Source organism: Maribacter sp. 4G9, from assembly GCF_002742265.1.
GTDB lineage: Bacteria > Bacteroidota > Bacteroidia > Flavobacteriales > Flavobacteriaceae > Maribacter.
Genome location: NZ_MDGL01000039.1, coordinates 100,837 through 125,978, shown reverse-complemented (window position 1 = coordinate 125,978; position 25,142 = coordinate 100,837). Strand labels below are relative to the sequence as shown.

Here is a 25,142-nt window from a genome sequence, read left to right as displayed (position 1 = left end):
GACCTATACGATGAAAGATATGCCGTGGAAAGGGCGAATGCATGGATGGACAGCTACCGTTCCCTGCTCAACAGGTTCGATACGACCACCGAAAGCTGGAAAGGATTCAACTATTTGGCATTCATTGCGATAGCGTTGAAAAAATTCAAGAAAAAGAAAAAAATAAAAGTTTAAACCACTTCATTTTTAAAAGAATTAAAAAAACAAAAATGTGAATTAAATTTAAGCGAAGAGGCTGAATGGATGCAGTATTTTAATGAACAAAAAGATAAAGCTCAAAATATAAAGAGAGAAATTTACAAAACAGAAAGTGAAATAGACCAAATGGTTTATGAATTGTACGGACTGACAGAAGGCGAAATTAAAATAGTTGAAGAAGCCACAGCTTAAGCCATACACATTTGCAATTCGCACCAGCCAATGCTAAAGCCAAAAATTGCAAAAGAGTATGTCTTCTGCCAACGCTAGCAAGTTTGCGGAAAGAAAAGCCAGTGTACAACAATGTATCCTATGAAAAGCCCTAGTCCAGTTCTCTAAAGTTAGTATTTATTTTTCAATTACTTCATAATGATGGTTTTGGGGTGTTGAATCGTTGATAATTCCGATAGGATTATCAACCATTCAATACCATATAACTTGCTCGGCATCCTATATGTGATACACCGTTATCGGCGTTCACCGGCATCTGTATGATTATAAGCTATAATAGGCCCGGCCACTTGCTAACCGATGTGATCCCTGCCATGGGCAAGGTCACCTACATTGTTCTGTGTTACGGGCCATTCTACTTTGATTGTGAGCTTCCTTGCTCGTGCCTCTGGCCCGATCACAAGCGTGACGCTTGTGCTAGCGAGGCTATACCAGTTTGCATAATCCGTAGGATGAGAGGACCTAGCCGCCAAAGACGCCGCCACGGCCATTTCAACGCAGCACATCACCGGCTAAACGCAATTTGGCGCGGCCACCATTGTCTTTTCGTTTATTACGTACTTTTAGTACGACAAAACCAAAATCCAAGGCCGCACTGCGCGTAGCCCTCTCGTTAGCAACAACCTGAACAAAAATTATGAAAAGAACAATACTCATCGGAAGTATGACTTTATTAGTACAATTTGGTTATTCTCAAGAAAAAAATGCAACCAATCAAACCGAAAAACAAATGGAAAAAACATCAATCTTAGGTTTAAGAACCACTATTTATAAAGTTGGTGATATCGAAAAAGCAAGAGATTGGTATGCGAATGCTTTTGAAACGAAAGCATATTTTGACGAACCATATTATGTCGGGTTTAATATTGGTGGCTACGAATTGGGACTTCAGCCAGAAGAAGGAACGAAAGGGAAAAAAATAGAAAGTGTTGTTTCATATTGGGGAGTTGAGAATATCCAAGAAGTTTATGACAGACTTATATCATTAGGAGCAACGGAAAATGAAAAACCTTATAATCCTGGTGGAGAAATGATGACTGCAACGCTAAAAGACCCATTCGGAAATGTAATCGGACTTATTTACAATCCATATTTCAATCTAAAAGAATAGTTTTTAGGATTATGAAAAATAAGAAAAACATAAAATTGGAACTTTCCGAAACAGAAAGAAAAAATCTGCGAAAGAACAAAATAAAGAAGTCCGAGATTTTAGAATATGCTTCTGACGAACTAGCCGTATTACTAAATGTGTCAGAAATCAGAGCAAAGGAAATCTTTGCTTTAGCCGATTTTCAACAAATCCCGTCAATCGGAATTGAATTCGCAAAAGATTTGGTTTTTCTAGGTTATTACAGAATTGAGGACTTGAATGGAAAAAGTGGTGCGGAATTGACAGACCAATATGAAAAGAAGAAAGGTTACAAAACTGACCCTTGTGTCGAAGACCAATTTAGGCTGGTTGTTGACTTTGCCAAAAATAGAGACTACTCTAAAAAATGGTGGGATTTTTCGAATGATAGAAAAAAGTATAGAATTGAAATCGGCTATCCAAAAGACAGACCAAAAATAAATTGGACAGAAGCATTAAATGTTAGAAAACGCAGTTGCTAATAAATGGTATCCGTTGCACAAGTCTAAATTTTTAATAAAATAGGATTTTCCTGATTTTTAAGTGTATGTTATTTTTCAAAACTGCTATTAATTCATAATTTGATTAAAAAAGAAGTTGTGCAATAGGCACAATGGCTATGAGTAATTGCCTGTTCTCGCCAATACCGTTTCCGTTTGCTATTGATAATGGCGTATTTTTAGTTTTGGGTATACTCGGCAAACAGTAAATAGGCCTGCAACCCAAGAGTAAGCGAAAAGTTTTATCAAGAACCTAGTTAAATGCGAGCTTTTAGGCTTCGGTTTTGAAAAACAATAAAAATTGTTCCGCAGCCTTTTTCAATTTTTTTTGAACAAACTTGTATTTGACTACATTTAGGGCCATCGTTTCACCCAATTAAGAACCAAAAAATGCCACCCAAGAAAATACTGATCATCAACGGCCATCCGGACAATAAAAGCTACAACTTTGCCCTGGCAGCGGCCTATAAAAAGGGGGCATTGACCTCCGGTGCAGAGGTAAAGGAACTCGTCCTTAGAGAGTTGACCTTTAATCCCAATCTTGCATTTGGCTATAGAAAACGCACGGAATTGGAACTGGACCTGGTGATGGCCCAAGAGTGTTTGAAATGGGCGGATCACCTAGTTTGGGTGTATCCCGTATGGTGGGGTTCGGTCCCTGCCCTTTTGAAAGGTTTTTTGGATAGGGTGCTCTTGCCGGGTTTTGCCTTTAAAAAACGCGAAGGTTCCCTGTGGTGGGATAGGTTATTTTTGGGAAAGTCGGCAAGAATCATCTGTACCATGGACCAGCCCCCCTGGTATTATAGGTTGTTCAATGGGAGTCCCAGCCATACGGCCATGAAAAAGCTGACCATGCAGTTCATTGGTGTGAAATCCGTAAGGATTACCGCCATTGGCCCCATTCGGCTTTCGAAGGAATCTTTTCGGGAAAAATGGTTGCGAAAGGTGGAGCGTCTTGGGGAGAAAAATAAGTAGTCCATTAGTCTCAACTCTCAACTCTCAAATCTCAAATCTCAAATTCCAAATGCCAAGTCGCTTTGGGGAATCGCGTATCGTTTTGTAGTTTGTCGCCCAAAATCATCTTAACATGGCCACGTTTGCGGAAAAAGTAATCTCCTTTCATAAAAACCTATCGTTTAATGATGACTTAGGAGAAAACATCCAAGTGATGAATCCCTTTACGGAAAATGAAGTGGTGCTTGAAATTCTGGAACAATTCTACACCAAATTTTTTAGCGATACCCAGGCGCGCAACATAATCTTGGGGATCAACCCTGGAAGATTGGGAGCCGGAGCCACGGGTATTCCCTTTACGGACACGAAACGGTTATCAGAGGCATGTGGCATTGAAACAGCATCCCTACAGACCCACGAGCCCTCATCGGTCTTTGTATACGATATGATCAGGGCCTATGGCGGTAGTGAAAAATTTTACAGCAAGTTTTACATCAATTCCATCTGTCCGTTGGGATTTATTGAAAAAAATAAAAAAGGGAATTGGGTCAATTGCAATTACTATGATTACCCACAATTGTTTGAATCCACCAAGGAATTTATCGTTTCAACACTACGGCAACAAATAGCCTTTGGCATTGATACTTCGGTATGTTACATCCTGGGAAAGAAGAACGCCCAGTTTTTTAAGAAAATCAATGAGGAGGCTCAATTATTTGATTCCTTTGTGGTCTTTGATCACCCTAGATACATCGTTCAGTATAAACTCAAACATAAGGAGGCATATATTGCGCAGTATGTAAAGGGACTGGGTCAAGTTTGAACGGAATCAATTGTACCAAAACATTATTTTCCTCTGGTGTTTAATGTGGTTTCCATTCCATCTTGGCACCTCTAAATATATTACTTATGAACTAATTAAAAAGGAGGAAGCTACTTTAGAACGATTTAAAAGGCAGTAAAATGGAGTTGTTAACCGTTAGATTAATTATAGATAAAGCGACTATCGCGGATGCCGATTTCTTTTTTCAACTTTTGAACAGTCCCACCTGGTTGGAACACATCGGGGACCGGGGTATACAAACCAAGGAGGATGCCGAAGCGTACATCGAAAAGAGTTTGTTGGCATCGTATCGGCATAATGGCTTCGGACTTTGGAAGGTTTCGTTGAAGGAATCGATCCAACCCATTGGAATCTGCGGATTTCTTAAAAGGGACTATCTGGATGCCCCGGATATCGGTTTTGCCATGTTGCCCCAATATGAAGGCTTTGGCTACATGCTGGAAGCATGCCGCACCGTCATGGAATATGGTGTATTGGAACTGAACTTTACAGAAGTTATGGCGGTGACAACAACGAATAATGTTCGATCTCAAAAATTGTTGTCCAAACTGGGTTTTTCTGAAATCGGCACCGTGCAGCCTTTGGACAGAGAAGCACCTTTTCTATTGTTTTCTAATCTCTAGGAAGTATCCGTGGATTACCCAAGCAGTTCGCGTTCCTTTAAAAAGGGTTGTTTGTACGAGCGTTTTCCAGTAGACTTGTACATGGCATTCGCCAAAGCGGCAAAAATAGGAGGGAAGGAAGGTTCTCCCAATCCCGTGGGATGGATGTCGCTTTCCACAAAGTGCACATTGATTTCCTTGGGTGCCTCGCTCATGCGGATCATGCGGTAGGTATCGAAATTCCGTTGGTCCGGCACACCGTCCTTAAAGGAAATTTCCCCGTAGAGTGCATTTCCAATGCCGTCCACGATTCCGCCCTCGGCCAGATTCGTTGCGGCATCCGGGTTGACCACGATTCCACAATCGATGGCACAGGTTACCTTTTTAATGACCGGTTCATTATTTTCCCAAGTCAGGTCCAATACTTGGGCGGCATAGGAATTATGGCAGAAATAGGCGGCTACCCCTCGGGATAGTCCTTCCTCTTTATTCACCCAACCGGATTTTTCCTTGACCAGTTTCAAAACCCCGGCATACCGGTGGGCCTCATAATCGTTGTTTTCCCCAACTGGGTCGTTTTGGGCACGTTCCAATAATTCCAACCGAAAATCAATCGGGTCCTTACCAATAGCTTCGGCCACTTCATCCAGGAAGGACTGTTCTGCACATGCGATAAAATTGGAGCTAGGCGCCCTGAAGGAACCTACGGTCAAGTTGGTGTCAATGGTCCAATCTTCCGCCAGGTAATTTTCAATGGCACCTGCTGGGAAACGGTTTTCATGCAGGGGACTCTGAGGAATTCCACCCGTTTTTACATGAAAGCCGATGAGGTTGTTATCGGCATCCAACGCTGCCCGATAGGTGGCCCTGTAGGAGGGACGGTAGATACCATTGGTCATATCGTCCTCACGGGAATACACCAGTTTTACGGGGGCCTTCATTTTCTGGGAAATAAGGGCCGCTTCCACGAGCCAATGTGCATAAGATCTTCGGCCATAGCCCCCGCCCAAACGGGTCATTTGAATATCGATATTTTCCACGGGCATGCCCAATCGTGCGGAAAGGGTCTGCTCCGTTAGTTCGGGTTTTTGCAACGGGCCAATAAGCAAGGCCTTGTCCTGGGAAACATCGGCAAAAAAGTTCATGGGCTCCATACAATTATGGGCCAAGAAAGGGGCCGTATAGGTAGCCTCCAAAACCTTGGCCGCATTTTTAAAGGCATTTTCAGGATTGCCGTCCCTACGTTTTACCGTCGCTTTTTTGGAAGCGATGGCTTCCATCTCCGCATAGTGTTTGGAGGTGCTTTCCAAATCTGAAGGCGTATGTTCCTGCCATTTGCGACCAAACCGGTCCCGACTTTCTGTCGTACTTTCTATGGGCTCACATTCAATTTTCAATACTTTTTTGGCCTGCATTACCTCCCAGGTGGACTTTCCAACAACAACCGCCACTTCATTGAAGGTCCTCGTATCAAAAAAGGCCTTCTCATAATCGTCGTTAAATACCTTAATGGTAAAGACATCCTTGATGCCGGGCATGTTTTTGGCCTCGCTGTCGTCAATGGATTTTAATTTTAATCCAAATGCAGGGGGATGAACTATCATGGCGGTCAGCATACCCTCTGTATAAGTATCTACGCCAAACAAGGGTTTTCCGGTAACGATTTTGTGTCCGTCCACATTTTTATGGGAAGTTCCTATGATATTGAAATCCTTGATGTCCTTTAATTGAACTTCATCAGGCACCTTCATAGTTGCTGCAGCGGAAGCCAATTCCCCGTAGGTGGCGCTTTTGTCACTAGCTGCATGTGTTACAATTCCGTTGGCAGCCGTAAGTTCTTCCATGGGTACTTGCCAAGCTTCCGCAGCGGCCGCAATCAACATGGCCTTTGCCGAAGCACCGGCCATCCGTAGGCCTTCCCAACCCCTACGAATGGATTGGCTTCCACCTAAAAATTGCAGTGTAAAAGCCGCAGTATCCAAGGGAGCTTGTTCCACGATAACATTTTTCCAATCAACGTCCAGTTCATCGGCAACGATCATCGGCATGGATGTTTTTACATTCTGACCGCCCTCCGGATTTGGAGATAAAATAGTCACTTGTCCATTATCGGCAATCTTTAAATAACCATTGATCTTGAACCATTCCTTCGGTAATGCGTTCACCTCTTCTGGGGACATTTTACAAGAAGCCAACCAGCTAAAACCGAGCATCATGCCACCACCGGCCATTGCCGAACTTTTGATAAAGGACCTTCTCCCTATTTTAGTTTTTACAGTAGACATGAAATTTAATTTTAATGTTTTTTTTCTAACTTGGAAAAGATAGATGGCATGGATTCTGGATCCATCGATTCCATATCGATCAGTTCCAAGTGCTTCACCATTTTTAGGGTGGCCGTTTTATACTTCAGAAAATGCGGGGTTTTTAAATGCGATTGGTACGCATTGGTATCTGCATAGATCTCCAGTAAACGAACTTGGTTGGGATGCTCTTTCTGGTACACGGGATAAATGCAAATTACACCCGGTTCCAAACGCACAGAGGCTTTGGACTCTTCCTTTAAAATGGCCTTATATTCCTCTAAATATTCAGGATATATTTCTAGGGCTGCAATCCTGACCATCATGTTTTCATTTATTGTTGCATCATCACTTACCTGTGCTAGCCCCGAAAAAGAGAAAATCATTGTTGTCACAAAGGATAAAATTTCTTTTTGGTATCCCATAGAATATTTAGATAAAGTTATCCAACCAGAGGGGGTTTGTCAGTTATGAATGGTTGTTCATAATGCCGTTGGCCCGTTGCTTTGTACAAAGCATTGGCCACCGCTCCAAAAACAGGGGGAAATGGCGGTTCTCCCATACCTGTGGGGTCTATTTCATTCTGTACAAAATGTACGTCGATTTCCTTTGGCGCGTCGTTAATACGGATCATTTGATATTGGTGGAAATTGTTTTTCTGTGGCACCCCATCCTGAAAGGTCAATTCCCCATAAAAGGCGTTACCAATACCATCTGTAATGGCCCCCTCTGCCATGTTTGTTGCTGCATCGGGATTTACCACCACTCCACAATCAATGGCACAAACTACTTTTTCAACTACGGGTTTACCGTTTTCCATCTTTAAATCCAGTACATGCGCCGCATAGGAGTTATGGCAAAAATAGGCCGATACTCCTCGATGTTTTGTTGCATCATTTTCTTTCCAAGCCGATTTTTCACGAACCAATTCCAGGACTCCGGTGTACCTATCAGCATCATAATCATTCCGTTCGCCTACAGGATTTTCCTTGGCGCGTTTTAGCAGGTCCAAGCGAAATTGAATGGCGTCCTTGCCCATGGTTTCAGCAACTTCATCCAAGAACGCTTGTTCGGCACCGGCCATGAAATTAGATCGTGGAGCTCTAAAGGCACCTATGGTAATGTTGGAATCAATGGTCCACTCTTCTGCCATATAATTATCAATGGCCCCGGCCGGAAAACGATTGGCGAACAATGGACTCTCCGGCACTCCGCCAGCCTTCACATGTAATGCCGTTAAATTATTGTTTTCATCAAAAGCTGCGCGATAGGTTGCGTGATAGGATGGGCGATAAATACCATTGGTCATATCGTCTTCACGGCTATATACTAACTTGATAGGAGCATTGACTTTTTGTGAAATCAGGGCCGCTTCCACCACAAAGTGGGCATAGGCCTTGCGGCCAAAACCACCGCCCATTCTTGGAAGGTCCATCTCAATATTCTCTTTCGGTATTCCCAGACTACTAGCAATGGTAGGGATGATCAAAGACGGAATCTGTATCGGCGCTGCAATTTTCGCCTTATCGCCCGCTACATGGGCAAAAGCATTCAAGGGCTCCATGTTATTATGAGCAAGAAAAGGCGCTGAGTAACTTCTTTCCAAAATCGTTGTTGCATTTTTGAAGGCTACTTCTGGATTTCCATCTTTTCGGACAACTTTTCCCGGTTTTGCGGCAAGTGCTTCCATCTGTGATTTATGGGTCGTGGTAGATTCCAGTCCTGCGGGTATGTTGATTGTTTCTTTTCCACCAAACCCAGCGATTGTTTCTGAATAGGCGGTAATGGGTTGCCATTCCACTTTTAATTTCTTTTTAGCTTGCATCACCTCCCAAGTAGAGTTGCCCACTATCGCAACCAATTCAGGAAATGCATTGGTGTCGAAACCGCCTTTTTCATATCCATCCTTAAAACTCTTGATCGTAACCACATCCTTAATTCCAGGCATGGCTTTGGCCGCTTCACCATCCACTGATTTTAAGGTCAAACCAAATGCTGGTGGATGTTCGATCATGGCGATCAACATTCCTTCATCTTGAATATCCATGCCAAATAAAGGCCTACCGGTTACAATGCTTTTTGCATCTACATTTTTTTGCGAACGGCTGACCAGTTTAAAATCCTTTACCTCTTTTAGTTGTACTTCTTCGGGTACGGTAAGTGTTGCTGCAACTGAAGCCATTTCTCCGTAACCGGCCGATTTTTTAGTGGCTGCATGTTGCAAAACTCCTGCTTCTGCGGTAACCTCTTCCTTGGGTACCTGCCAGGTTTCTGCCGCCGCCGCTATCAACATCTGTCTTGCGGTTGCTCCGGCCATTCTAAGCGGCTCCCATCGGGCACTTATTCCCCTACTGCCCCCCGTAAATTGAAATCCATATTTGTCTGCATGATAGGGCGCCTGTTCAACCAGTACATTTTTCCAATCTACATCCAACTCTTCTGCTACCAACATGGGCATAGATGTTCTTATATTCTGACCGAATTCCGGATTGGGCGTATAAATGGTCACAACCCCGTTATCACCTATTTTCAGATACGAATTCATCTCGAACCATTCTTTGGGCATTTCCCTGACAGCCATCTCTTTTGCCTGCTCAGATTTGCAGGAGTTTAAAATACTAAAGCCAAGTACCAAACCTCCACTTGCCAAACTTGTATTCTTGATAAAGGCCCTACGTCCCATATGCGTCTTTAGATTTGCCATCTCCTAATTTTTTTGATTAAACGTTTTCCGAACTAGCGGCTGTTTTTATTGCTTTCTTGATTCGCGTGTACGTTCCACACCTACAGATATTCCCGTTCATAGCGCTTTCAATTTCTTCGTCCGATGGATTTGGGGTTCTTTTTAACAAGGCGGAAGCTGACATTATCTGCCCTGCCTGGCAATATCCGCATTGGGGTACATCGATTTCCAACCAAGCTTTTTGTACGGGGTGATCGCCATGTTCCGACAGTCCTTCAATGGTCGTGATTTTTTGCTTCCCAACTGCCGAGACAGGTAACTGGCAAGAACGTACCGCATTGTCACCCAAATGTACCGTGCAAGCCCCACATTGTGCAATGCCGCAGCCATATTTTGTTCCGACCAAATTGATATGGTCACGTAGCACCCAAAGCATAGGTGTTGCCGGGTCAACGTCGACTTCTTTCGTTTCTCCGTTGATGTTTAAGTTGAATATTGCCATTATATAATTTTTGCTTAATTCTGAATTTAATTTACTGATTTTATTTTAGTTCTACCTAATTAGGGCTAAGTAGTTTACTAAAGGTCAGATCGGCCAGTTTCCATGTGTTATTCTCCTTTACATAAACCTCGGTAACCATAAAGGAATTGGTTACTTCATTGCTGCCGACTACGGCCAAGAGTGTAATTTGGTTCCAAAGTATAACGGTATTATCATTTAAAATTTCGACCATGACTTCATGGACATCGGCTTTTTTATAGTGGATGAACCCACCTCTAATGATTTCTACTTCGCGGTCCTTTCCCCACGTGCCACCCATGTGGACGAACTTGGCATTGTCATGAAATAGGTCTTCCAATTTGTCCACATCCTTATCGGCCATCCATTGCCATTTGGCTTTGGAAAGTTCCTTGATCTCATTTTCAGGATTTGTATTGTTAATATCAGGAAGCGGTATATTATTATAATCCTCAACACTCAGTTCATCTGTCCATATAGTAGGTGTGGGGCCACCTATTGCCAAATAGGTTACCGCACTTTTAGGAGTGGCACCATGCCAATGTTCTACATTGGGAGGGCATTTGATTACATCACCAGCGCGCATCACTTGTACTTCCTTGCCTTTTTCCTGATAAAAACCAACCCCGTTAGTGACCAACAATTGTTGGCCGTCTGGATGTAAATGCCAATTGAGAAATGCTCCAGGTGCTGAAACCGCTTGTGCCACATTATGTTTAAAAGTTTTATCAGTATCTACAACATGCGCAAGCCAAATATCACCGGAATGGTGAACGTTTTTCGCTTTTGCCCCCATGGGAAAAATAGCTTCTTGCGCAAAAGCAGATACGCTAAGGATTCCTAAAAAAAGTCCTATTCTAAATGTTCTCATTATTTATTTTTATTAATTGATGTAGATTTTAAAATCACCTTTTCCAAACCTATGAAATTATAAAGATGAAAAAATTACCCCAATTACGGATTTACCTACCATTTTTACGGATTCCAAGCATTTAAATCATTTGTTCACAAAACATGAACTAAATTCAGGCAAAAGTTTTCAAGGATGTCCAACATAAAGGATTTGATAAGGGTGGATGACTATTGTTCCAAATTTAACCTGTCAACCTTGCACCCACTTGTTAGTGTTCATGACCTATCGGAAGGAACTTGGACCTATGTGCAACAGGCAGAAGCCGTGAGATATCATTTTTACGGTGTTTTTTTAAAACAGGGCGAGGGATGTACCCTTACATATGGTCGCCAAAACTATGATTACCAGGATGGCACTTTGGTATTCCTCTCACCCGGTCAGGTAGTGAACGTGGGACATATTGATAAAGACTTTAAACCGTTGGGGCATGCCCTGTTATTTCATCCAGATTTACTATGGAGTACCAACTTGGGAAGAACCATGTCCGACTATTCATTTTTTTCCTATCAATTCCATGAAGCATTGCACATCTCCCAAAAGGAACGCCGATTGGTTTTGGATCTGTTCGAGAAGATTCGAACTGAACTATCGCAAGGGATAGACAAGCATAGCAAGGACTTGGTGGTCGCCAACATTGAGCTATTTTTGAAGTACTGCGTTCGTTTCTACGACAGACAATTCATTACTAGGGAAAGGGAAAATTTAAATATAATACAGCGGTTCGAGGCTTCTTTGAATTCTTATATCCAATCAGGAAAAGCAAGGGAATTGGGGACACCACAGGTCAGTTATTTTGCAGAGGAACAACATCTATCCCCCAATTATTTTGGAGACCTGATTAAGAAAGAAACGGGAAAAAGTGCCAACGAACATATACAGGATACCTTGATTCAAATTGCAAAACATAAAATATTCGACCCGGATAAATCGTTAAGTGAAATTGCTTATGACCTTGGTTTTAAATACCCTCAGCACTTCACAAGACTCTTTAAGAAAAAGGTAGGATATACCCCTCAGGAGTACCGAATGATGAATTGAATTAAACCCATTTTCAAAAATCGAAATATAGATTTCAGTAAAAAAAGTGTTATCAAGGATTCCTTGATAACACTTTTTACAATTACGGCCGTGGGGTCGTAACGGTCAATACCTAGCGATTTTAGGCCAAGCTATATACTATCCCACTATTTCCTTTTCGAGGATGAAGGGCTGTTTGTAAACACGTTTTCCTGTAGCCTTGTACATAGCATTTGCTAATGCCCCAATGACCGGTGGTAAGGAAGGTTCTCCCAGTCCGGTGGGGTCTATACCATTGTCCACAAAATAGGATTCTATCTGTTTGGGTGCCTCACTATTCCTGATCAAATGATAGGAGTCGAAATTCTGTTGCTGGGGAACCCCGTCCTCAAAGGTCATTTGAGAATACGTGGCGTGACCAATACCATCTATAATTCCGCCTTCAATTTGGTTTTTGGCACTGATCGGATTGATTACGATTCCACAATCCACGGCACAGACCACCTTGTCCACCATAGGTTTGTTGCCATCCATGGTTAGGTCCAATACTTGGGCTACATAGGAATTGTGGCAGTAGTATGCCGAAACTCCCCTTGCTTTTCCATCGTTGGTATTACCCCAATTGGATTTTTCCTTAACCAGTTTTAGTACACCGGCATAGCGTTCCGGGTCATAATCGTTTTTCTCAGGAGGACCAACGGGGTCTTTTATGGCCCTGTCGAACAATTCTAATCGGAATTCGATAGGATCTTTACCCGCCAACTCGGCTACCTCGTCCATAAAGGACTGCTCCGCACCGGCCATAAAGTTGGATCTAGGTGCCCTCCATGCCCCTGTGGTAATTTTGGTCTGCAGACTTGTCTTTTCGGCCAAATAATTATCTACCGCACCCGCAGGGAATCTATCTTCAAATACTAAATCATCATTGGTTCCAACTCCCTTCACGGACCAGGCAATTAGGTTGTTGTCCTTGTCCAATCCTGCCTTGAACCTTACTTTATAGGCAGGACGGTAGGTACCTTGGGTCATGTCATCCTCACGGGTATACACCAATTTGATTGGAGCCTGCACTTTTTTGGAAATAACGGCTGCCTCTACACCAAAGTGTCCGTAGAGCCTACGCCCGAATCCCCCACCCATACGGGTCATGCCAACATCTATTTTATCAATGGGCAAACCTAATACGGAGGATAGGGTCTTTTCCAAAAATTCAGGGGTCTGTACCGGACCTTTAACTTCCGCCTTATCCGCAGTTACGTTTGCGAAAAAGTTCATGGGTTCCATGGTGTTGTGCGCCAGGAATGGGGCACTGTAGGTGCGTTCTATAACTTTGGCAGCTCCTTTTATGGCCTTGTTAAAATCCCCATCACTTCTTGCTGGGGCCTCTACGGGGGCCTCTATAAGTTTCTCGAGGTCCTCTTCGTAGGATGCCGTACTTTCCAAGTCGGACGGGCTTTCCCATTCCACCTTCAACGCTTTTTTGGCCTGCATGCATTGCCAGGTACTTTCACCAACAACGGCTACTAATTCTGCGATTCCTCCACCATCGGACCATTGTTTTTCAACACCTTCCGGATACACCTCCACAGGAAATACATCTACAATTCCCGGCATGGATTTAGCGGACTCCGCATCCATGGATTTGTACGTCTTCCCAAAGGCCGGGGGATGTATGATCATCGCCGTTAGCATGCCTTCTTCCTGAACATCGATTCCGAAAAGTGGTTTTCCAGTAACTATTTTTGGTCCGTCCACATTTAATCGGTCCGTACCTATTATCGTAAAATCATTTATTTCCTTAAGGTTCACCTCTTCGGGTGCCTCCATTAGTGCAGCAGCGGATGCCATTTCACCGTATCCAGCCGATTTCTTGCTGGTCTCGTGATAAATCATTCCATTGGAGGTGGTAATTTCATTCTCTGGAACCTCCCAAGCCGCGGCCGCTGCTTGTTTCAACATTTTTCTGGCCGTAGCCCCCGCCATGCGGAGTCCTTCCCATCCAGCTCTTATGGATTGACTTCCACCGGCCAATTGGCGCTGGAAAACATCTAAATTTAAAGGCGCCTGTTCTACGATTACATTTTTCCAATCCACATCCAATTCGTCAGCTACGATCATAGGCATGGCCGTTTTTACGTTTTGGCCTATTTCCGGATTGGGTGACATAATGGTCACCATACCATTGTCCCCTATCTTCAGAAATCCATTTATTTCAAACCATTCCTTGGGAAGACTGTTTACTTCTTCTGGTGTCATTTTACAGGAGGCCAGCCAACTAAAACCAACCATCATTCCGCCTCCCGCAAGTGCGGAAGTCCTAATAAAGGAACGTCTACCTATTTTTGTTTTTACAAGTGTCATTTTTTTAAGTTTTTACCTGGTTCGAGTTATGCATTCTGTGTCGCAGAGGCGGCGGTTTTAATCGCTTTCTTTATGCGTACATAGGTTCCACATCTGCAGATATTTCCGTTCATAGCCGCTTCGATTTCTTCATCCGAAGGGGAAGGGTTCCGTTTCAATAGGGCCGATGCACTCATTATCTGACCCGCCTGACAATATCCGCATTGTGGTACATCTACTTCGAGCCATGCCTCTTGTACGGGATGGTCACCGTTTTCCGATAATCCTTCTATGGTGGTAATTTCTTGATCGCCCACAGATGAAATCGTTAATTGACAGGAGCGAACCGCATTATCTCCCAGGTGAACGGTACAGGCCCCACATTGGGCAATACCGCAACCGTATTTGGTGCCCACCAATTTGAGATGGTCCCTAAGCACCCAGAGCATGGGTGTATTTTCATCCACATCGACCTCTTGGGTCTTTCCGTTTATTTTTAAGCTGAATTTTGACATAATGAGTTTGTTTTGAATCGGATGTTTCAAGGTAAGAAATAATCACTAGTAATGGAACAAGTAACGTGTAAGATTAACATTATTTATCAACTTAATTGTATTCATTGGAAAGATACACACTATGAAGGGGTTACCTCGCCTCATTTTTTACCTGTTTGAGTTTTACTTCTATTGCCCAAGGTTCCATTTTAAGTCCTCAACCCTTAATTTTAATTATCTTAGCGTCATGCTTTCCAAAAAAACAAAATACGGACTAAAGGCACTGGCCTATTTGGGAAACCAAAAAGATAGAAAGCCCGTTCAGATTTCCGAAATTGCAGCGCATGAGAACATCTCCCAGAAGTTTTTGGAAAGTATTTTATTAAGTCTGCGCAAGTCGGGTTTCCTGAGTTCCAAAAAGGGTAAAGGTGGAGGCTATTATCTTTTAAAGAATCCAGACCAAATTTACATGACCGATGTTATGCGGGTACTGGAAGGTCCCATAGCGATGGTACCTTGTGTAAGCCTTAATTTTTATGAAAGCTGCGACGACTGCCCGGATGAAGCGCGTTGCTCCGTACACAAACTGATGCTCCAAGTTAGGGACAGTGCCTTGGCGGTATACCGAAACAATACCTTGCAAGATATTCTTTGCGATACTCCCAAGGAAGTAAAATAGGATACGCTCACAGGAATCCATGTTGAGAATATCTTATTTTTTGCTCACTTTTGTTAAGAATCTACTAAATCTATAGGGTTAATAAAATTTTTATGGGTTTCATTGGTGACAGATTAAATATAAATTCTATTTTTGAAAACTCTACTTAATCTATGGGGTATATGAATTATAAAATTGATTTAAAGTACTGGAATGAAATTCTTAGGGTAAAGAAACCTGAAGCTATAATAGATTGGGCCATATCTCTTTCTGATAAAAGAATTGTAACAACTAGTTTCGGTAAATACTCTGCCGTCTTACTAAGTACTTTTGCCCGCATAGACCCTGACATAAATGTTGTTTGGTGTGATACGGGTTATAATTTACCCGAAACATATTATCACGCTGAACAACTTGTTAATAAATTTAGATTAAACCTCAACACTTACGTACCTAAAGAGACAAGGGCATTCTTAGAGTACAGACTAGGTTTTCCTTCAGTAGATGATCCTAAACATGAAGAGTTTTCTGAGATTGTAAAATTAGAGCCTTTCAGAAGGGCTCTTAATGAACACAAACCTGATATTTGGTTTACTAATATTCGTATAAGGAAGACTGAATTAAGAAGTTCGAAGGATATTTTAAGTTACAGTCAGAATGGTATATTAAAAGTTAGTCCATTCTATTATTGGACAGATGATGATTTAGATGCTTATTTGGAAAAGTATGAACTTCCAAAAAATGATTTATATTTTGATCCAGTAAAGGCCCTTGAGACTAGAGAGTGTGGAATTCATTTACAATGATAAATAATGCAAAGTTTTAGAACAGAAATAGAAAATCCGATTGTAGAAAAGGATATCCTGGAGTTAGAACGAAAGATTCATGAATTCCAAGGCGGTAAGTTGGATGAGGAGAAATTCCGAAGTCTTCGTCTGGCCAGGGGAGTTTATGGACAGCGTCAAACAGGGGTTCAGATGATCAGGATTAAGTTGCCTTACGGAAAGGTAACATCTAAACAATTGCACCGTATTTGTGAGGTTTCGGACGAGTATTCCAGAGGTAGACTCCATATTACGACCAGACAGGATATCCAAATTCATTATGTGGACTTGAACAGGACCCCTGAACTCTGGGCGGAGTTGGAAAAAGATGATATTACCCTCAGGGAGGCCTGTGGTAATACGGTACGCAATGTAACGGCCAGCGAGACCGCAGGAATCGATATAAACGAGCCTTTTGATGTATCGCCCTATGCACACGCCCTTTTTCAATATTTTTTGAGAAATCCTGTTAGTCAGGAAATGGGACGAAAGTTTAAGGTATCCTTTTCCGCTTCGGATGAAGATACTGGACTTTCCTATATGCACGACCTCGGCTTTATTGCCAAAATCAATGAAGGTATTAAAGGTTTTAAGGTGATGCTTGGTGGGGGATTGGGATCACAACCAAGGCATGCGGATGTGTTATATGAGTTTTTGCCTTCGGATAAAATAATTCCTCTGATGGAAGTGGTAGTCCGTGTTTTTGACCGCTTTGGAGAGCGAAAAAGCAGGGCAAAAGCCAGAATGAAGTTCTTATTAAAAGATGTAGGCTTGGATGGTTTTAGAAAACTGATCGATGAAGAATGCAAGGCAATTCCTTTTAAAACCTATCCCATTGATGCCTTGGCATACCCTAAGATAAAAGTTTCCGAATTCGAAGCTCCAAAAGTAGAAATTGACGATATCAAGGAATTTGAAAAATGGAAGTCTACCAACATTGTACCCCAGAAGCAAGGTGGTTTTGTAGCTGTTGGAATTAAGGTACTTCTAGGGGACTTTTATACGGACAAGGCCAGATTATTGGCGGATTTGGTGCAGAAATATGCTGCCGGGGAATTCCGGTTGACTTTGCGCCAAAATATATTGATTCCCTATGTAAAGGAGGATGCCATTCCTTTTTTCTTTTCGGAACTAAAAAAACTAGGCTTCGCCGAAGCAGGGTATAATAAGGCTTTGGATATTACCGCCTGTCCCGGAACGGATACCTGTAACCTGGGTATTGCGAGTAGTACGGGAATTGCGGAGGAATTGGAACGGGTGATAAAAGCAGAATATCCACAATATATTGAAAATCCGGATGTGGTTATTAAAATAAGCGGATGCATGAACGCCTGTGGACAGCACAATATGGCCAATATTGGTTTTCAGGGAATGTCCGTACGTACCAAGGATAAATTGGTAGCCCCTGCCTTACAGGTATTATTGGGCGGCGGAAATGATGGAAATGGAAATGGACGGTTTGCTGATAAGGTAGTAAAGGTGCCAAGTAAGCGAGGACCCGAGGCCTTGCGTTTAATATTAAATGATTTTGATGCGAACGGCAATGGAAAATCCTTTCCCGATTATTATACCGAAAAAGGACAAATGTATTTCTATGATTTTCTTACCCATTTGTCCAGTGTAGACGATTTAACAGCAGATGATTTCATCGATTGGGGGAATACGGAAAAATACGAGCAGGCCATTGGTGTAGGCGAATGTGCCGGGGTGGTCATCGATTTGATTGCAACACTGCTTTTTGAAAGTGAGGAAAAAATCAAGAATGCCCAAGAAAAATATGAAGAGGAAAAATGGGCAGCCAGTATTTATTATGCCTATGCTTCCATGGTCAATTCGGCCAAGGCCTTGTTGACGTCAGAAAATACCAAAGTGAATACCCACGCCAGTATTCTCAAGGATTTTGACGAGAAGTTTGTTGCCGACGGTAGGATCGAGGTTTCGGGTGGTTTTGAGAACATGGTTTTGCAAATAAACAAGAATGAGCCAACGAAAGAATTTGCCACATCCTATTTGAAAAATGCAAGATTGTTTTTAGAAACCGTTGAAAAGTATAGGGAACAAGAATTAGCGCAAGTTTAAAATGCAGTTTAACAAACAACCCAATCAAAAAACAATCGCAGCAACAGTAAACACTCCTTTCCATACTGGAGGGAGGTTAACTGTTGTGGGAGCTGGACCGGGTGACCCTGAATTAATTACCGTTAAGGCGATAAAGGCCCTTCAAAGTGCCGATGTGGTTTTGTATGACGCCCTTGTTAACGAAGAGCTTTTACAATATGCCCCAAAGGCAGAAATGATATTCGTTGGAAAAAGAAAAGGTTGTTACACCTTTCAACAGGACCAAATCAACGAGCTTATTGTTTCCAGGGCCAAATCCCACGGACACGTGGTTCGACTAAAAGGTGGGGATCCCTTTGTATTTGGTCGTGGTTCCGAGGAAATGGAATTTGCTGCCCGTCATGGTTTGGAAACGGTTATGGTTCCTGGTATATCTTCAAGTCTAAGTGTGCCGGCCTACCAAAATATTCCAGTAACCAAAAGAGGGGCTTCGGAGAGTTTTTGGGTGATTACAGGAACAACAAAGCAACACAAATTATCAAAAGATGTTGCTTTGGCAGCTAAAAGTAATGCTACGGTGGTCATTCTTATGGGAATGTCAAAATTACCCGAAATTGTTTCTCTTTTTAAAAAGGTAGGGAAGGTCGATACACCAATTGCCATTATCCAAAATGGTACTCGGAAGGACGAGAAAATAGGGGTAGGAACTATTTCCAACATAGAGGACGAAGTAAAGAAAAATAAATTGTCCAACCCTGCCATCATTATTATTGGAGAGGTGGTTCGGCATAGGAAACAGCTCTTAGAATTAAAAAATCAGTATGAAAAAGTGGAAAGTGAAAAGTGTTTTTTTATTAAAAGCTAAAAGCTAAAAGCTAAAAGCTAAAAGCCAAACAACGAACAACTAAAAACGAACAACGAATAACGAAGAAATGATAAAAACAGATATTGTAATCATAGGTGCAGGCCCAACAGGATTATTTACCGTATTTGAAGCAGGACTGCTAAAACTAAAATGCCATCTCATCGATGCCTTGCCACAGCCAGGGGGTCAGTGTTCGGAGATTTATCCAAAAAAGCCGATTTACGACATTCCCGCTTTTCCGGAAATATTGGCGGGTACTCTAGTGGATAATCTTATGGAACAGATAAAACCGTTCGAAGCTGGATTTACTTTGGGCGAACGGGCGGAAACTTTGGAAAAACAAGAAGATGGCTCCTATATAGTTACCACGAATAAAGGCACGAAGCATCATGCTCCCGTTGTGGTGATTGCAGGAGGTTTGGGCTCTTTTGAACCTAGGAAGCCTCCCATCTCCAATATTGTGGATTTTGAGGATAAAGGCGTGGCCTACATGGTTAAGGACCCGGAGGTTTATCGCAACAAAAAAGTAGTTATTGCGGGAGGGGGAGACTCAGCCTTGGACTGGGCGATTTTCTTGGCAGATGTGGCTGCCGAAGTTTCTTTGGTCCATCGTAGGAATGAATTTCGTGGAGCCTTGGACTCTGTTGAGAAAGCATCGGAATTGGCCAAATTGGGTAAAATAAAATTATTCACGGAAGCCGAGGTTAAAAAATTATATGGCGATGAGAAGTTGGAAGCCGTGGTCATCAAACATAACGACGCCGAAAAGGGTGAAACCTACCTAGAAGTGGATAATTTTATTCCGCTTTTCGGACTTTCACCGAAATTGGGTCCAATCGGAAATTGGGGATTGGAAATTGAGAAGAATGCTATAAAGGTGAACAATGCCAAGGACTATCAGACAAACATACCGGGAGTTTTTGCCATTGGAGATGTCAATACCTATGAGGGGAAGTTGAAATTGATCTTATCAGGGTTTCATGAGGCTGCCGTCATGTGTCAGTATGCCTATCAAATCATCAATCCCGGTAAGCGATATGTTATGAAATATACTACCGTGGGTGGGGTAGAAGGATTTGACGGCTCCAAAAAAGAGGCTAAAAAAGAAGTGGTTCAAAGTATAGCATAGTAATTTTTAAAACGACTAAGAAACCCTTCAAGAATACTAATTGAAGGGTTTTTTGTTATGTAAAGGTCTTTACAAAAATGATTATTTGGTTTTGAACGGGTAGAGCCGTTACTTTGCCCCAGTTCTTTTAAAAACTGTATTGTTATCAAGAAAGGTGGAGGGAATAGACCCATTGAAGCCTTGGCAACCCTTCGTCTAGCCTGATTTGGTCAGTAGGTAAGTAGGTGCTACGTTCTATCCCAAATGCTATCGGGAAAGATAACCCCAAAAGGCTTACCCAAATTACTATTCTTGATTCCTTACGTTACATTTAATTGATTTAAAATAGGAGTTTTTAACGTCCAATATGAAACAGAAATGAGCAATATAAAAGAGGAAATTCAAAAAAGAATTTTGGTTTTGGACGGCGCTATGGGGACTATGTTGCAGCAATATAAGTTCACGGAGGCCGATTTCCGTGGCGAGCGATTTAAGGATTGGCACATTGATGTTAAAGGCAATAACGATATGTTGGCCCTTACCCAACCAGAAGCTTTGGCGGAGGTACATCGTAAATATCTCGAGGCCGGGGCGGATATCATTGAGACCAATACCTTTTCCAGTACCACCATCGCCATGGCGGATTATGAAATGCAGGATTTTGTGTATGACTTGAATTATGAATCTGCGGTCATCGCCAAAAAAGTTACCGAAGAGTACACGTTAAAAAACCCCGAAAAACCACGTTTCGTTGCGGGTAGTATGGGACCAACCAACAAAACGGCAAGTATGTCCCCGGATGTAAACGATTCCGGTTACAGGGCCATTACCTTTGAGGAATTACGCGTAGCGTATAAGCAACAAGTAGAAGCCCTTTTGGATGGTGGTGTAGATGTATTGTTGATAGAAACCATAACGGACACCTTAAATTGTAAGGCCGCTTTATTTGCTATAGAAGAAGTGAAGGAAGAACGAAATTTAGACGTTCCTATCATGATAAGCGGGACCATTACAGATGTATCTGGCAGAACGTTGACGGGTCAAACCGCTGAGGCATTTCTTATTAGCGTATCCCATATTCCTTTGTTAACTGTAGGATTCAACTGTGCCTTGGGAGCTAAGGACTTAGTGCCCCATTTAGAGGTACTTTCCAAAAAAAGTGAATTCGGAATATCGGCCCATCCCAATGCCGGACTGCCCAATGCTTTTGGAGAATACGACCAAAATCCGGAACAAATGGCGAGTCAAATAAAGGAGTATCTGGATAAAGGTTTGATTAATATTATTGGAGGTTGTTGTGGAACTACGCCCGCACATATTAAAGCAATTGCTGATTTGGCTGCTGGTTATGCGCCTAGACCGTTATTGGTTGCCCGTTAATCGTTTTTCGTTAATTTTTGCTAGAAATGTATTGATGGATTTTAATGGATTATAAGGAATTAGATATATGGTTACAAGCAAGGGAATTGGTAAAAAGCGTGTACGTTTTGACAACAAATTTTCCAAAGGATGAGCAGTATTCGCTTACTTCCCAGATTAGAAGATGTGCAGTTTCAGTTCCATCAAACATTGCAGAGGGCTGCGGTAGACAATCCGCAAAAGAAACGGTGCATTTTCTTCATATTGCCAGAGGTTCATTGTTCGAACTGGAAACACAATTGATTTTGGCGAGTGATTTGGATTATGTAGGATCTGATATGACTACTATTATGACAGAAATAGATCGGGTTAAAAAATTGTTGAACGGATTCATTAATTACCACAAAAAATTATGAGAACGAACAACGAACAACCAATAACGAACAACGAAAAACGATACCTCAAGCTTTCAGGTCTGGAACCCTTGGTGGTGACACCAGAGAGTAATTTTATTAACGTAGGGGAGAGGACCAATGTGGCAGGTTCCAAGAAATTTCTACGGCTGATAAAAGAAGAAAAATTTGAGGAAGCTTTGGATGTTGCCAGGGAACAGGTAGAGGGAGGAGCTCAAATCATCGATATTAATATGGATGATGGACTGATCGATGGTAAGGCTGCCATGGTCAAGTTTTTGAACCTGGTCATTGCAGAACCCGATATTGCCCGAGTTCCCATCATGATCGATAGTTCCAAATGGGAAATTATTGAGGCAGGACTACAAGTCGTGCAAGGAAAGTGTGTGGTTAATTCCATTAGTCTGAAAGAGGGCGAAGCCGAATTTATTCATCACTCCAAATTGATAAAGCGATATGGGGCCGCTATGATCGTTATGGCTTTTGATGAGGTAGGCCAGGCAGACAATTACGAAAGACGTATTGAAATCGCCAAGCGTTCCTATGATATTTTGGTGGATCAGGTTGGTTTTGCGCCAGAGGACATCATTTTCGACCTCAACATCTTTCCGGTGGCTACGGGAATGGACGAGCATAAACTCAATGCGCTAGACTTTATAAGAGCAACCAAGTGGGTCCGAGAAAATTTACCGTATTGTAGTGTCAGTGGTGGTGTAAGTAATGTTTCTTTTTCATTTCGGGGTAATAATCCAGTCAGGGAGGCCATGCATTCGGTGTTTTTGTATCACGCGATAAAGGCCGGCATGAACATGGGTATCGTAAACCCAACGATGTTGGAGGTTTATGACGATATTCCCAAGGACCTTCTGGAGCACGTTGAGGATGTCATGTTGAATCGCAGGGAGGATGCAACGGAGCGATTATTGGAATTTGCAGAATCTGTTGTAGGTAAGGCCAAGGAAAGCAAAGTGGATAATTCCTGGAGGGAGGAACCTTTGCAGGAACGTATTACAAGGGCCTTGGTAAAAGGAATCGATCAATACATTGAATTGGATGTAGAGGAGGCCCGGCAAGAGTCGGATAAACCTATTGAAGTCATTGAAGGGCATTTGATGACCGGGATGAACGTAGTAGGGGATTTGTTCGGCAGCGGTAAAATGTTTCTGCCTCAAGTGGTAAAATCGGCGCGGGTCATGAAAAGGGCCGTTGCTTATTTGTTGCCCTATATTGAAGAGGAAAAATTGGCCAATCCGCAGGAAGGGGACTCCGAAGGAAATGGAAAAATATTGATGGCGACCGTGAAGGGGGATGTCCACGATATAGGAAAGAACATTGTCAGTGTAGTTTTGGCTTGTAACAATTATGAGATTATCGATTTGGGCGTCATGGTGCCACCAGAAAAGATCATTGCCGCGGCGGTAGAGCATAGGGTGGACATCATTGGTCTTAGCGGATTGATTACGCCTTCCTTGGATGAAATGGTGCATCTGGCCAAAGAGATGCAACGGAATAACTTCAGCATTCCCTTATTAATCGGGGGGGCAACCACCAGTAAGGCGCACACGGCCGTAAAAATAGACCCACAATATAACCAGGCCGTGGTCCATGTAAACGATGCTTCTAGGGCCGTAACCGTTGTTGGCGACCTTTTACAGAAAGAAACATCGGCGGCTTACAAAATGAGAATTAAGGAAGACTATGATGACTTTAGGGACAAGTTTTTAAAGCGTTCCGTAAAGAAGGAATATAAAACGATAGCGCAGGCCCGTGAGAATAAATTTAAAATAGATTGGGACAACTGTAAAATAAAGGAGCCTCAAATGCTGGGGACACAGGTGATAGAAGATCAAGAATTGGATAAATTGGTTCCCTTTATTGATTGGACCCCTTTCTTTAGAAGCTGGGAATTGCATGGGAAATATCCCGATATATTGACCGACGATGTCGTGGGAAAAGAGGCTGCCAATCTCTTTGCCGATGCCCAGGAAATGTTGCAGGAGATTTTGGACAAGAAACAATTGAAGGCAAAGGGCGTTTTTGGGCTGTTTCCTGCAAATACCGTAAATGCTGATGATATCGAGGTCAGGAATACGGATGACGGAAATACATACGTATTTAGAACCCTAAGACAACAGTTACGGCGAAGGGAAGGCGTTGCAGATTATGCGTTGGCCGATTTTATTGCACCGAAGGATAGCGGAATCATTGATTATATAGGGACTTTTTGCGTGTCCACAGGATTTGGAACCGCTGAGCTAGCCGCCGAATTTGAAAGGAATTTGGATGACTATAATTCCATTATGGTGAAGGCCTTGGCGGACCGTTTGGCCGAGGCCTTTGCGGAGTATTTGCATAAGGAGGTGCGGACCAACTATTGGGGCTATGCAAACGATGAGAATTTAAGCAATGAGGAACTGATCAAGGAATCGTACAAAGGGATTCGCCCGGCACCGGGATACCCGGCCTGTCCGGATCATTTGGAAAAACTGACCATTTGGGAGTTGCTTCAAGTAGAGGAAAGAATAGGGGTAAAGCTAACGGATAGTCTGGCTATGTGGCCGGCAGCATCGGTTTCGGGATATTATTTTGCAAATCCGGAGGCAAAATATTTTGGTCTGGGAAAAATTAAGGAGGACCAAGTTGCCGATTTTGCCCAAAGAAAAGGCATCAGTTTTGAAAAGGCCAAAAAATGGCTCGCGCCAAATATAGTTGAAAGTTGATAGTTTTTTGTTGTTGGTAAGCACATATGGAATATACTGAATTGGATGTATGGAAAGAGAGTCGTAAGTTGGTAAAGGATGTATATAATCTTTTGTTGGGTTTCCCAAAACGAGAAGATTTTGGATTAGTTGACCAGATGAGAAGATGTGTTATATCAATACCGTCAAATATAGCCGAAGGTATTGGTAGAAGAACAGCTCCCGATACTATTCAGTTTTTGTATATTTCAAGGGGTTCACTTTATGAGTTGGAAACACAACTTTATTTAGCTTTAGACCAAAAATATGTTCACGAGAAAGATTTTGAAAAGACATTAAACCAAATTACCAATTGTAAAAAGTTATTGAACGGCTTTATCAATTATTATAAAAGTAAGAGTTAAGTAAGAGAACAGCTCATGTATTTACC

General features: G+C 42.4%; 23 protein-coding genes, 1 pseudogene and 1 riboswitch. Of the genes and pseudogenes, 17 read left to right on the top strand and 7 right to left on the bottom strand.

Translation table 11 applies throughout. The features are described 5' to 3' along the window. From BFP75_RS05940 to BFP75_RS05910, 7 genes and pseudogenes are all read left to right on the top strand, one after another. A pseudogene (locus tag BFP75_RS05940) lies at nucleotides 1-174 on the top strand (IS5 family transposase); the annotation flags it as partial. Nucleotides 175-243: 69 nt separating this feature from the next. Further along, nucleotides 244-390 carry a hypothetical protein gene (locus tag BFP75_RS21750; RefSeq protein WP_165776552.1) on the top strand — a complete coding sequence of 49 codons (147 nt, stop codon included), beginning with the start codon at nucleotides 244-246 and terminating at the stop codon, nucleotides 388-390. Between the two features lie 676 nt (nucleotides 391-1,066). After that, nucleotides 1,067-1,540, top strand: a complete 474-nt coding sequence (locus BFP75_RS05930; protein WP_123803335.1) for a VOC family protein — start codon at nucleotides 1,067-1,069, stop codon at nucleotides 1,538-1,540. A gap of 11 nt (nucleotides 1,541-1,551) precedes the next feature. Further along, nucleotides 1,552-2,040 carry a helix-hairpin-helix domain-containing protein gene (locus tag BFP75_RS05925; RefSeq protein ID WP_099544231.1) on the top strand — a complete coding sequence of 163 codons (489 nt, stop codon included), beginning with the start codon at nucleotides 1,552-1,554 and terminating at the stop codon, nucleotides 2,038-2,040. Between the two features lie 408 nt (nucleotides 2,041-2,448). Further along, nucleotides 2,449-3,033, top strand: coding sequence for an NAD(P)H-dependent oxidoreductase (locus tag BFP75_RS05920; RefSeq protein ID WP_099544229.1), 585 nt, complete (start codon nucleotides 2,449-2,451; stop codon nucleotides 3,031-3,033). Between the two features lie 112 nt (nucleotides 3,034-3,145). Beyond that, entirely contained in the window at nucleotides 3,146-3,835 is a 690-nt protein-coding gene (locus BFP75_RS05915; protein ID WP_099544227.1) for a uracil-DNA glycosylase family protein, read from the top strand. 140 nt (nucleotides 3,836-3,975) lie between these two features. Further along, nucleotides 3,976-4,479, top strand: a complete 504-nt coding sequence (locus tag BFP75_RS05910; RefSeq protein WP_099544225.1) for a GNAT family N-acetyltransferase — start codon at nucleotides 3,976-3,978, stop codon at nucleotides 4,477-4,479. 14 nt (nucleotides 4,480-4,493) lie between these two features. Here the strand turns inward: BFP75_RS05910 and BFP75_RS05905 are convergent, their stop codons facing one another. From BFP75_RS05905 to BFP75_RS05885, 5 genes are read right to left on the bottom strand one after another with little or no spacing between them, the layout of a single operon-like run. After that, nucleotides 4,494-6,743 carry a xanthine dehydrogenase family protein molybdopterin-binding subunit gene (locus tag BFP75_RS05905; protein WP_099544223.1) on the bottom strand — a complete coding sequence of 750 codons (2,250 nt, stop codon included), beginning with the start codon at nucleotides 6,741-6,743 and terminating at the stop codon, nucleotides 4,494-4,496. 11 nt (nucleotides 6,744-6,754) lie between these two features. Continuing rightward, nucleotides 6,755-7,186, bottom strand: coding sequence for a putative quinol monooxygenase (locus BFP75_RS05900; RefSeq protein WP_240531709.1), 432 nt, complete (start codon nucleotides 7,184-7,186; stop codon nucleotides 6,755-6,757). A 17-nt stretch (nucleotides 7,187-7,203) separates the two neighbouring features. After that, the gene (locus BFP75_RS05895) at nucleotides 7,204-9,465 is read right to left on the bottom strand and encodes a xanthine dehydrogenase family protein molybdopterin-binding subunit (RefSeq protein WP_099544221.1); all 2,262 of its coding nucleotides are present in this window, start codon (nucleotides 9,463-9,465) and stop codon (nucleotides 7,204-7,206) included. A 16-nt stretch (nucleotides 9,466-9,481) separates the two neighbouring features. Further along, entirely contained in the window at nucleotides 9,482-9,946 is a 465-nt protein-coding gene (locus tag BFP75_RS05890; RefSeq protein WP_099544219.1) for a (2Fe-2S)-binding protein, read from the bottom strand. 55 nt (nucleotides 9,947-10,001) lie between these two features. Then, entirely contained in the window at nucleotides 10,002-10,835 is an 834-nt protein-coding gene (locus BFP75_RS05885; protein ID WP_240531708.1) for a DUF4440 domain-containing protein, read from the bottom strand. Between the two features lie 174 nt (nucleotides 10,836-11,009). Here BFP75_RS05885 and BFP75_RS05880 point away from each other — a divergent pair, with 174 nt between their 5' ends. Continuing rightward, entirely contained in the window at nucleotides 11,010-11,915 is a 906-nt protein-coding gene (locus BFP75_RS05880) for a helix-turn-helix domain-containing protein (RefSeq protein ID WP_206073496.1), read from the top strand. Between the two features lie 138 nt (nucleotides 11,916-12,053). Here the strand turns inward: BFP75_RS05880 and BFP75_RS05875 are convergent, their stop codons facing one another. Both BFP75_RS05875 and BFP75_RS05870 read right to left on the bottom strand, forming a co-directional pair. Further along, a complete protein-coding gene (locus BFP75_RS05875; RefSeq protein ID WP_099544217.1) occupies nucleotides 12,054-14,255 on the bottom strand; it encodes a xanthine dehydrogenase family protein molybdopterin-binding subunit in 2,202 nt (733 codons plus the stop codon). A 26-nt stretch (nucleotides 14,256-14,281) separates the two neighbouring features. Then, nucleotides 14,282-14,749, bottom strand: coding sequence for a (2Fe-2S)-binding protein (locus BFP75_RS05870; protein WP_099544215.1), 468 nt, complete (start codon nucleotides 14,747-14,749; stop codon nucleotides 14,282-14,284). Between the two features lie 226 nt (nucleotides 14,750-14,975). On the opposite strand from BFP75_RS05870, the gene BFP75_RS05865 reads away from it, so the two are divergent. From BFP75_RS05865 to BFP75_RS05825, 9 genes are all read left to right on the top strand, one after another. Then, a complete protein-coding gene (locus BFP75_RS05865) occupies nucleotides 14,976-15,407 on the top strand; it encodes an RrF2 family transcriptional regulator (RefSeq protein WP_099544213.1) in 432 nt (143 codons plus the stop codon). Between the two features lie 161 nt (nucleotides 15,408-15,568). After that, on the top strand, nucleotides 15,569-16,192 hold the full coding sequence (locus BFP75_RS05860; protein ID WP_099544241.1) for a phosphoadenosine phosphosulfate reductase family protein: 624 nt from the start codon (nucleotides 15,569-15,571) through the stop codon (nucleotides 16,190-16,192). A 6-nt stretch (nucleotides 16,193-16,198) separates the two neighbouring features. Continuing rightward, nucleotides 16,199-18,289 carry a HEPN domain-containing protein gene (locus tag BFP75_RS05855; RefSeq protein WP_099544212.1) on the top strand — a complete coding sequence of 697 codons (2,091 nt, stop codon included), beginning with the start codon at nucleotides 16,199-16,201 and terminating at the stop codon, nucleotides 18,287-18,289. A 1-nt stretch (nucleotide 18,290) separates the two neighbouring features. Then, nucleotides 18,291-19,133 (top strand): uroporphyrinogen-III C-methyltransferase, encoded by an 843-nt coding sequence (gene cobA, locus BFP75_RS05850; RefSeq protein WP_099544210.1) that lies wholly within the window; start codon nucleotides 18,291-18,293, stop codon nucleotides 19,131-19,133. A 67-nt stretch (nucleotides 19,134-19,200) separates the two neighbouring features. Further along, entirely contained in the window at nucleotides 19,201-20,262 is a 1,062-nt protein-coding gene (locus tag BFP75_RS05845; RefSeq protein WP_099544208.1) for an NAD(P)/FAD-dependent oxidoreductase, read from the top strand. Between the two features lie 139 nt (nucleotides 20,263-20,401). After that, nucleotides 20,402-20,527, top strand: a riboswitch (SAM riboswitch). Nucleotides 20,528-20,619: 92 nt separating this feature from the next. After that, the gene (locus BFP75_RS05840) at nucleotides 20,620-21,621 is read left to right on the top strand and encodes a homocysteine S-methyltransferase family protein (RefSeq protein WP_099544206.1); all 1,002 of its coding nucleotides are present in this window, start codon (nucleotides 20,620-20,622) and stop codon (nucleotides 21,619-21,621) included. Nucleotides 21,622-21,665: 44 nt separating this feature from the next. Continuing rightward, nucleotides 21,666-22,016, top strand: a complete 351-nt coding sequence (locus tag BFP75_RS05835) for a four helix bundle protein (RefSeq protein WP_099544204.1) — start codon at nucleotides 21,666-21,668, stop codon at nucleotides 22,014-22,016. Then, nucleotides 22,013-24,733 carry a methionine synthase gene (gene metH, locus BFP75_RS05830; protein ID WP_099544203.1) on the top strand — a complete coding sequence of 907 codons (2,721 nt, stop codon included), beginning with the start codon at nucleotides 22,013-22,015 and terminating at the stop codon, nucleotides 24,731-24,733. The genes BFP75_RS05835 and metH overlap by 4 nt, the downstream gene beginning before the upstream one ends. A 26-nt stretch (nucleotides 24,734-24,759) precedes the next feature. Further along, nucleotides 24,760-25,116 carry a four helix bundle protein gene (locus tag BFP75_RS05825; RefSeq protein ID WP_099544201.1) on the top strand — a complete coding sequence of 119 codons (357 nt, stop codon included), beginning with the start codon at nucleotides 24,760-24,762 and terminating at the stop codon, nucleotides 25,114-25,116. The last annotated feature ends 26 nt before the right edge of the window (nucleotides 25,117-25,142 follow it).

What these genes read in the sequence shown, in the direction of transcription:
- BFP75_RS21750 (WP_165776552.1), top strand. Translation starts at nt 244, where the DNA reads ATGCAGTATTTTAATGAACAAAAAGATAAAGCTCAAAATATAAAGAGA.
- BFP75_RS05930 (WP_123803335.1), top strand. Translation starts at nt 1,067, where the DNA reads ATGAAAAGAACAATACTCATCGGAAGTATGACTTTATTAGTACAATTT.
- BFP75_RS05925 (WP_099544231.1), top strand. Translation starts at nt 1,552, where the DNA reads ATGAAAAATAAGAAAAACATAAAATTGGAACTTTCCGAAACAGAAAGA.
- BFP75_RS05920 (WP_099544229.1), top strand. Translation starts at nt 2,449, where the DNA reads ATGCCACCCAAGAAAATACTGATCATCAACGGCCATCCGGACAATAAA.
- BFP75_RS05915 (WP_099544227.1), top strand. Translation starts at nt 3,146, where the DNA reads ATGGCCACGTTTGCGGAAAAAGTAATCTCCTTTCATAAAAACCTATCG.
- BFP75_RS05910 (WP_099544225.1), top strand. Translation starts at nt 3,976, where the DNA reads ATGGAGTTGTTAACCGTTAGATTAATTATAGATAAAGCGACTATCGCG.
- BFP75_RS05905 (WP_099544223.1), bottom strand. Translation starts at nt 6,743, where the DNA reads ATGTCTACTGTAAAAACTAAAATAGGGAGAAGGTCCTTTATCAAAAGT.
- BFP75_RS05900 (WP_240531709.1), bottom strand. Translation starts at nt 7,186, where the DNA reads ATGGGATACCAAAAAGAAATTTTATCCTTTGTGACAACAATGATTTTC.
- BFP75_RS05895 (WP_099544221.1), bottom strand. Translation starts at nt 9,465, where the DNA reads ATGGCAAATCTAAAGACGCATATGGGACGTAGGGCCTTTATCAAGAAT.
- BFP75_RS05890 (WP_099544219.1), bottom strand. Translation starts at nt 9,946, where the DNA reads ATGGCAATATTCAACTTAAACATCAACGGAGAAACGAAAGAAGTCGAC.
- BFP75_RS05885 (WP_240531708.1), bottom strand. Translation starts at nt 10,835, where the DNA reads ATGAGAACATTTAGAATAGGACTTTTTTTAGGAATCCTTAGCGTATCT.
- BFP75_RS05880 (WP_206073496.1), top strand. Translation starts at nt 11,010, where the DNA reads ATGTCCAACATAAAGGATTTGATAAGGGTGGATGACTATTGTTCCAAA.
- BFP75_RS05875 (WP_099544217.1), bottom strand. Translation starts at nt 14,255, where the DNA reads ATGACACTTGTAAAAACAAAAATAGGTAGACGTTCCTTTATTAGGACT.
- BFP75_RS05870 (WP_099544215.1), bottom strand. Translation starts at nt 14,749, where the DNA reads ATGTCAAAATTCAGCTTAAAAATAAACGGAAAGACCCAAGAGGTCGAT.
- BFP75_RS05865 (WP_099544213.1), top strand. Translation starts at nt 14,976, where the DNA reads ATGCTTTCCAAAAAAACAAAATACGGACTAAAGGCACTGGCCTATTTG.
- BFP75_RS05860 (WP_099544241.1), top strand. Translation starts at nt 15,569, where the DNA reads ATGAATTATAAAATTGATTTAAAGTACTGGAATGAAATTCTTAGGGTA.
- BFP75_RS05855 (WP_099544212.1), top strand. Translation starts at nt 16,199, where the DNA reads ATGCAAAGTTTTAGAACAGAAATAGAAAATCCGATTGTAGAAAAGGAT.
- cobA (WP_099544210.1), top strand. Translation starts at nt 18,291, where the DNA reads ATGCAGTTTAACAAACAACCCAATCAAAAAACAATCGCAGCAACAGTA.
- BFP75_RS05845 (WP_099544208.1), top strand. Translation starts at nt 19,201, where the DNA reads ATGATAAAAACAGATATTGTAATCATAGGTGCAGGCCCAACAGGATTA.
- BFP75_RS05840 (WP_099544206.1), top strand. Translation starts at nt 20,620, where the DNA reads ATGAGCAATATAAAAGAGGAAATTCAAAAAAGAATTTTGGTTTTGGAC.
- BFP75_RS05835 (WP_099544204.1), top strand. Translation starts at nt 21,666, where the DNA reads ATGGATTATAAGGAATTAGATATATGGTTACAAGCAAGGGAATTGGTA.
- metH (WP_099544203.1), top strand. Translation starts at nt 22,013, where the DNA reads ATGAGAACGAACAACGAACAACCAATAACGAACAACGAAAAACGATAC.
- BFP75_RS05825 (WP_099544201.1), top strand. Translation starts at nt 24,760, where the DNA reads ATGGAATATACTGAATTGGATGTATGGAAAGAGAGTCGTAAGTTGGTA.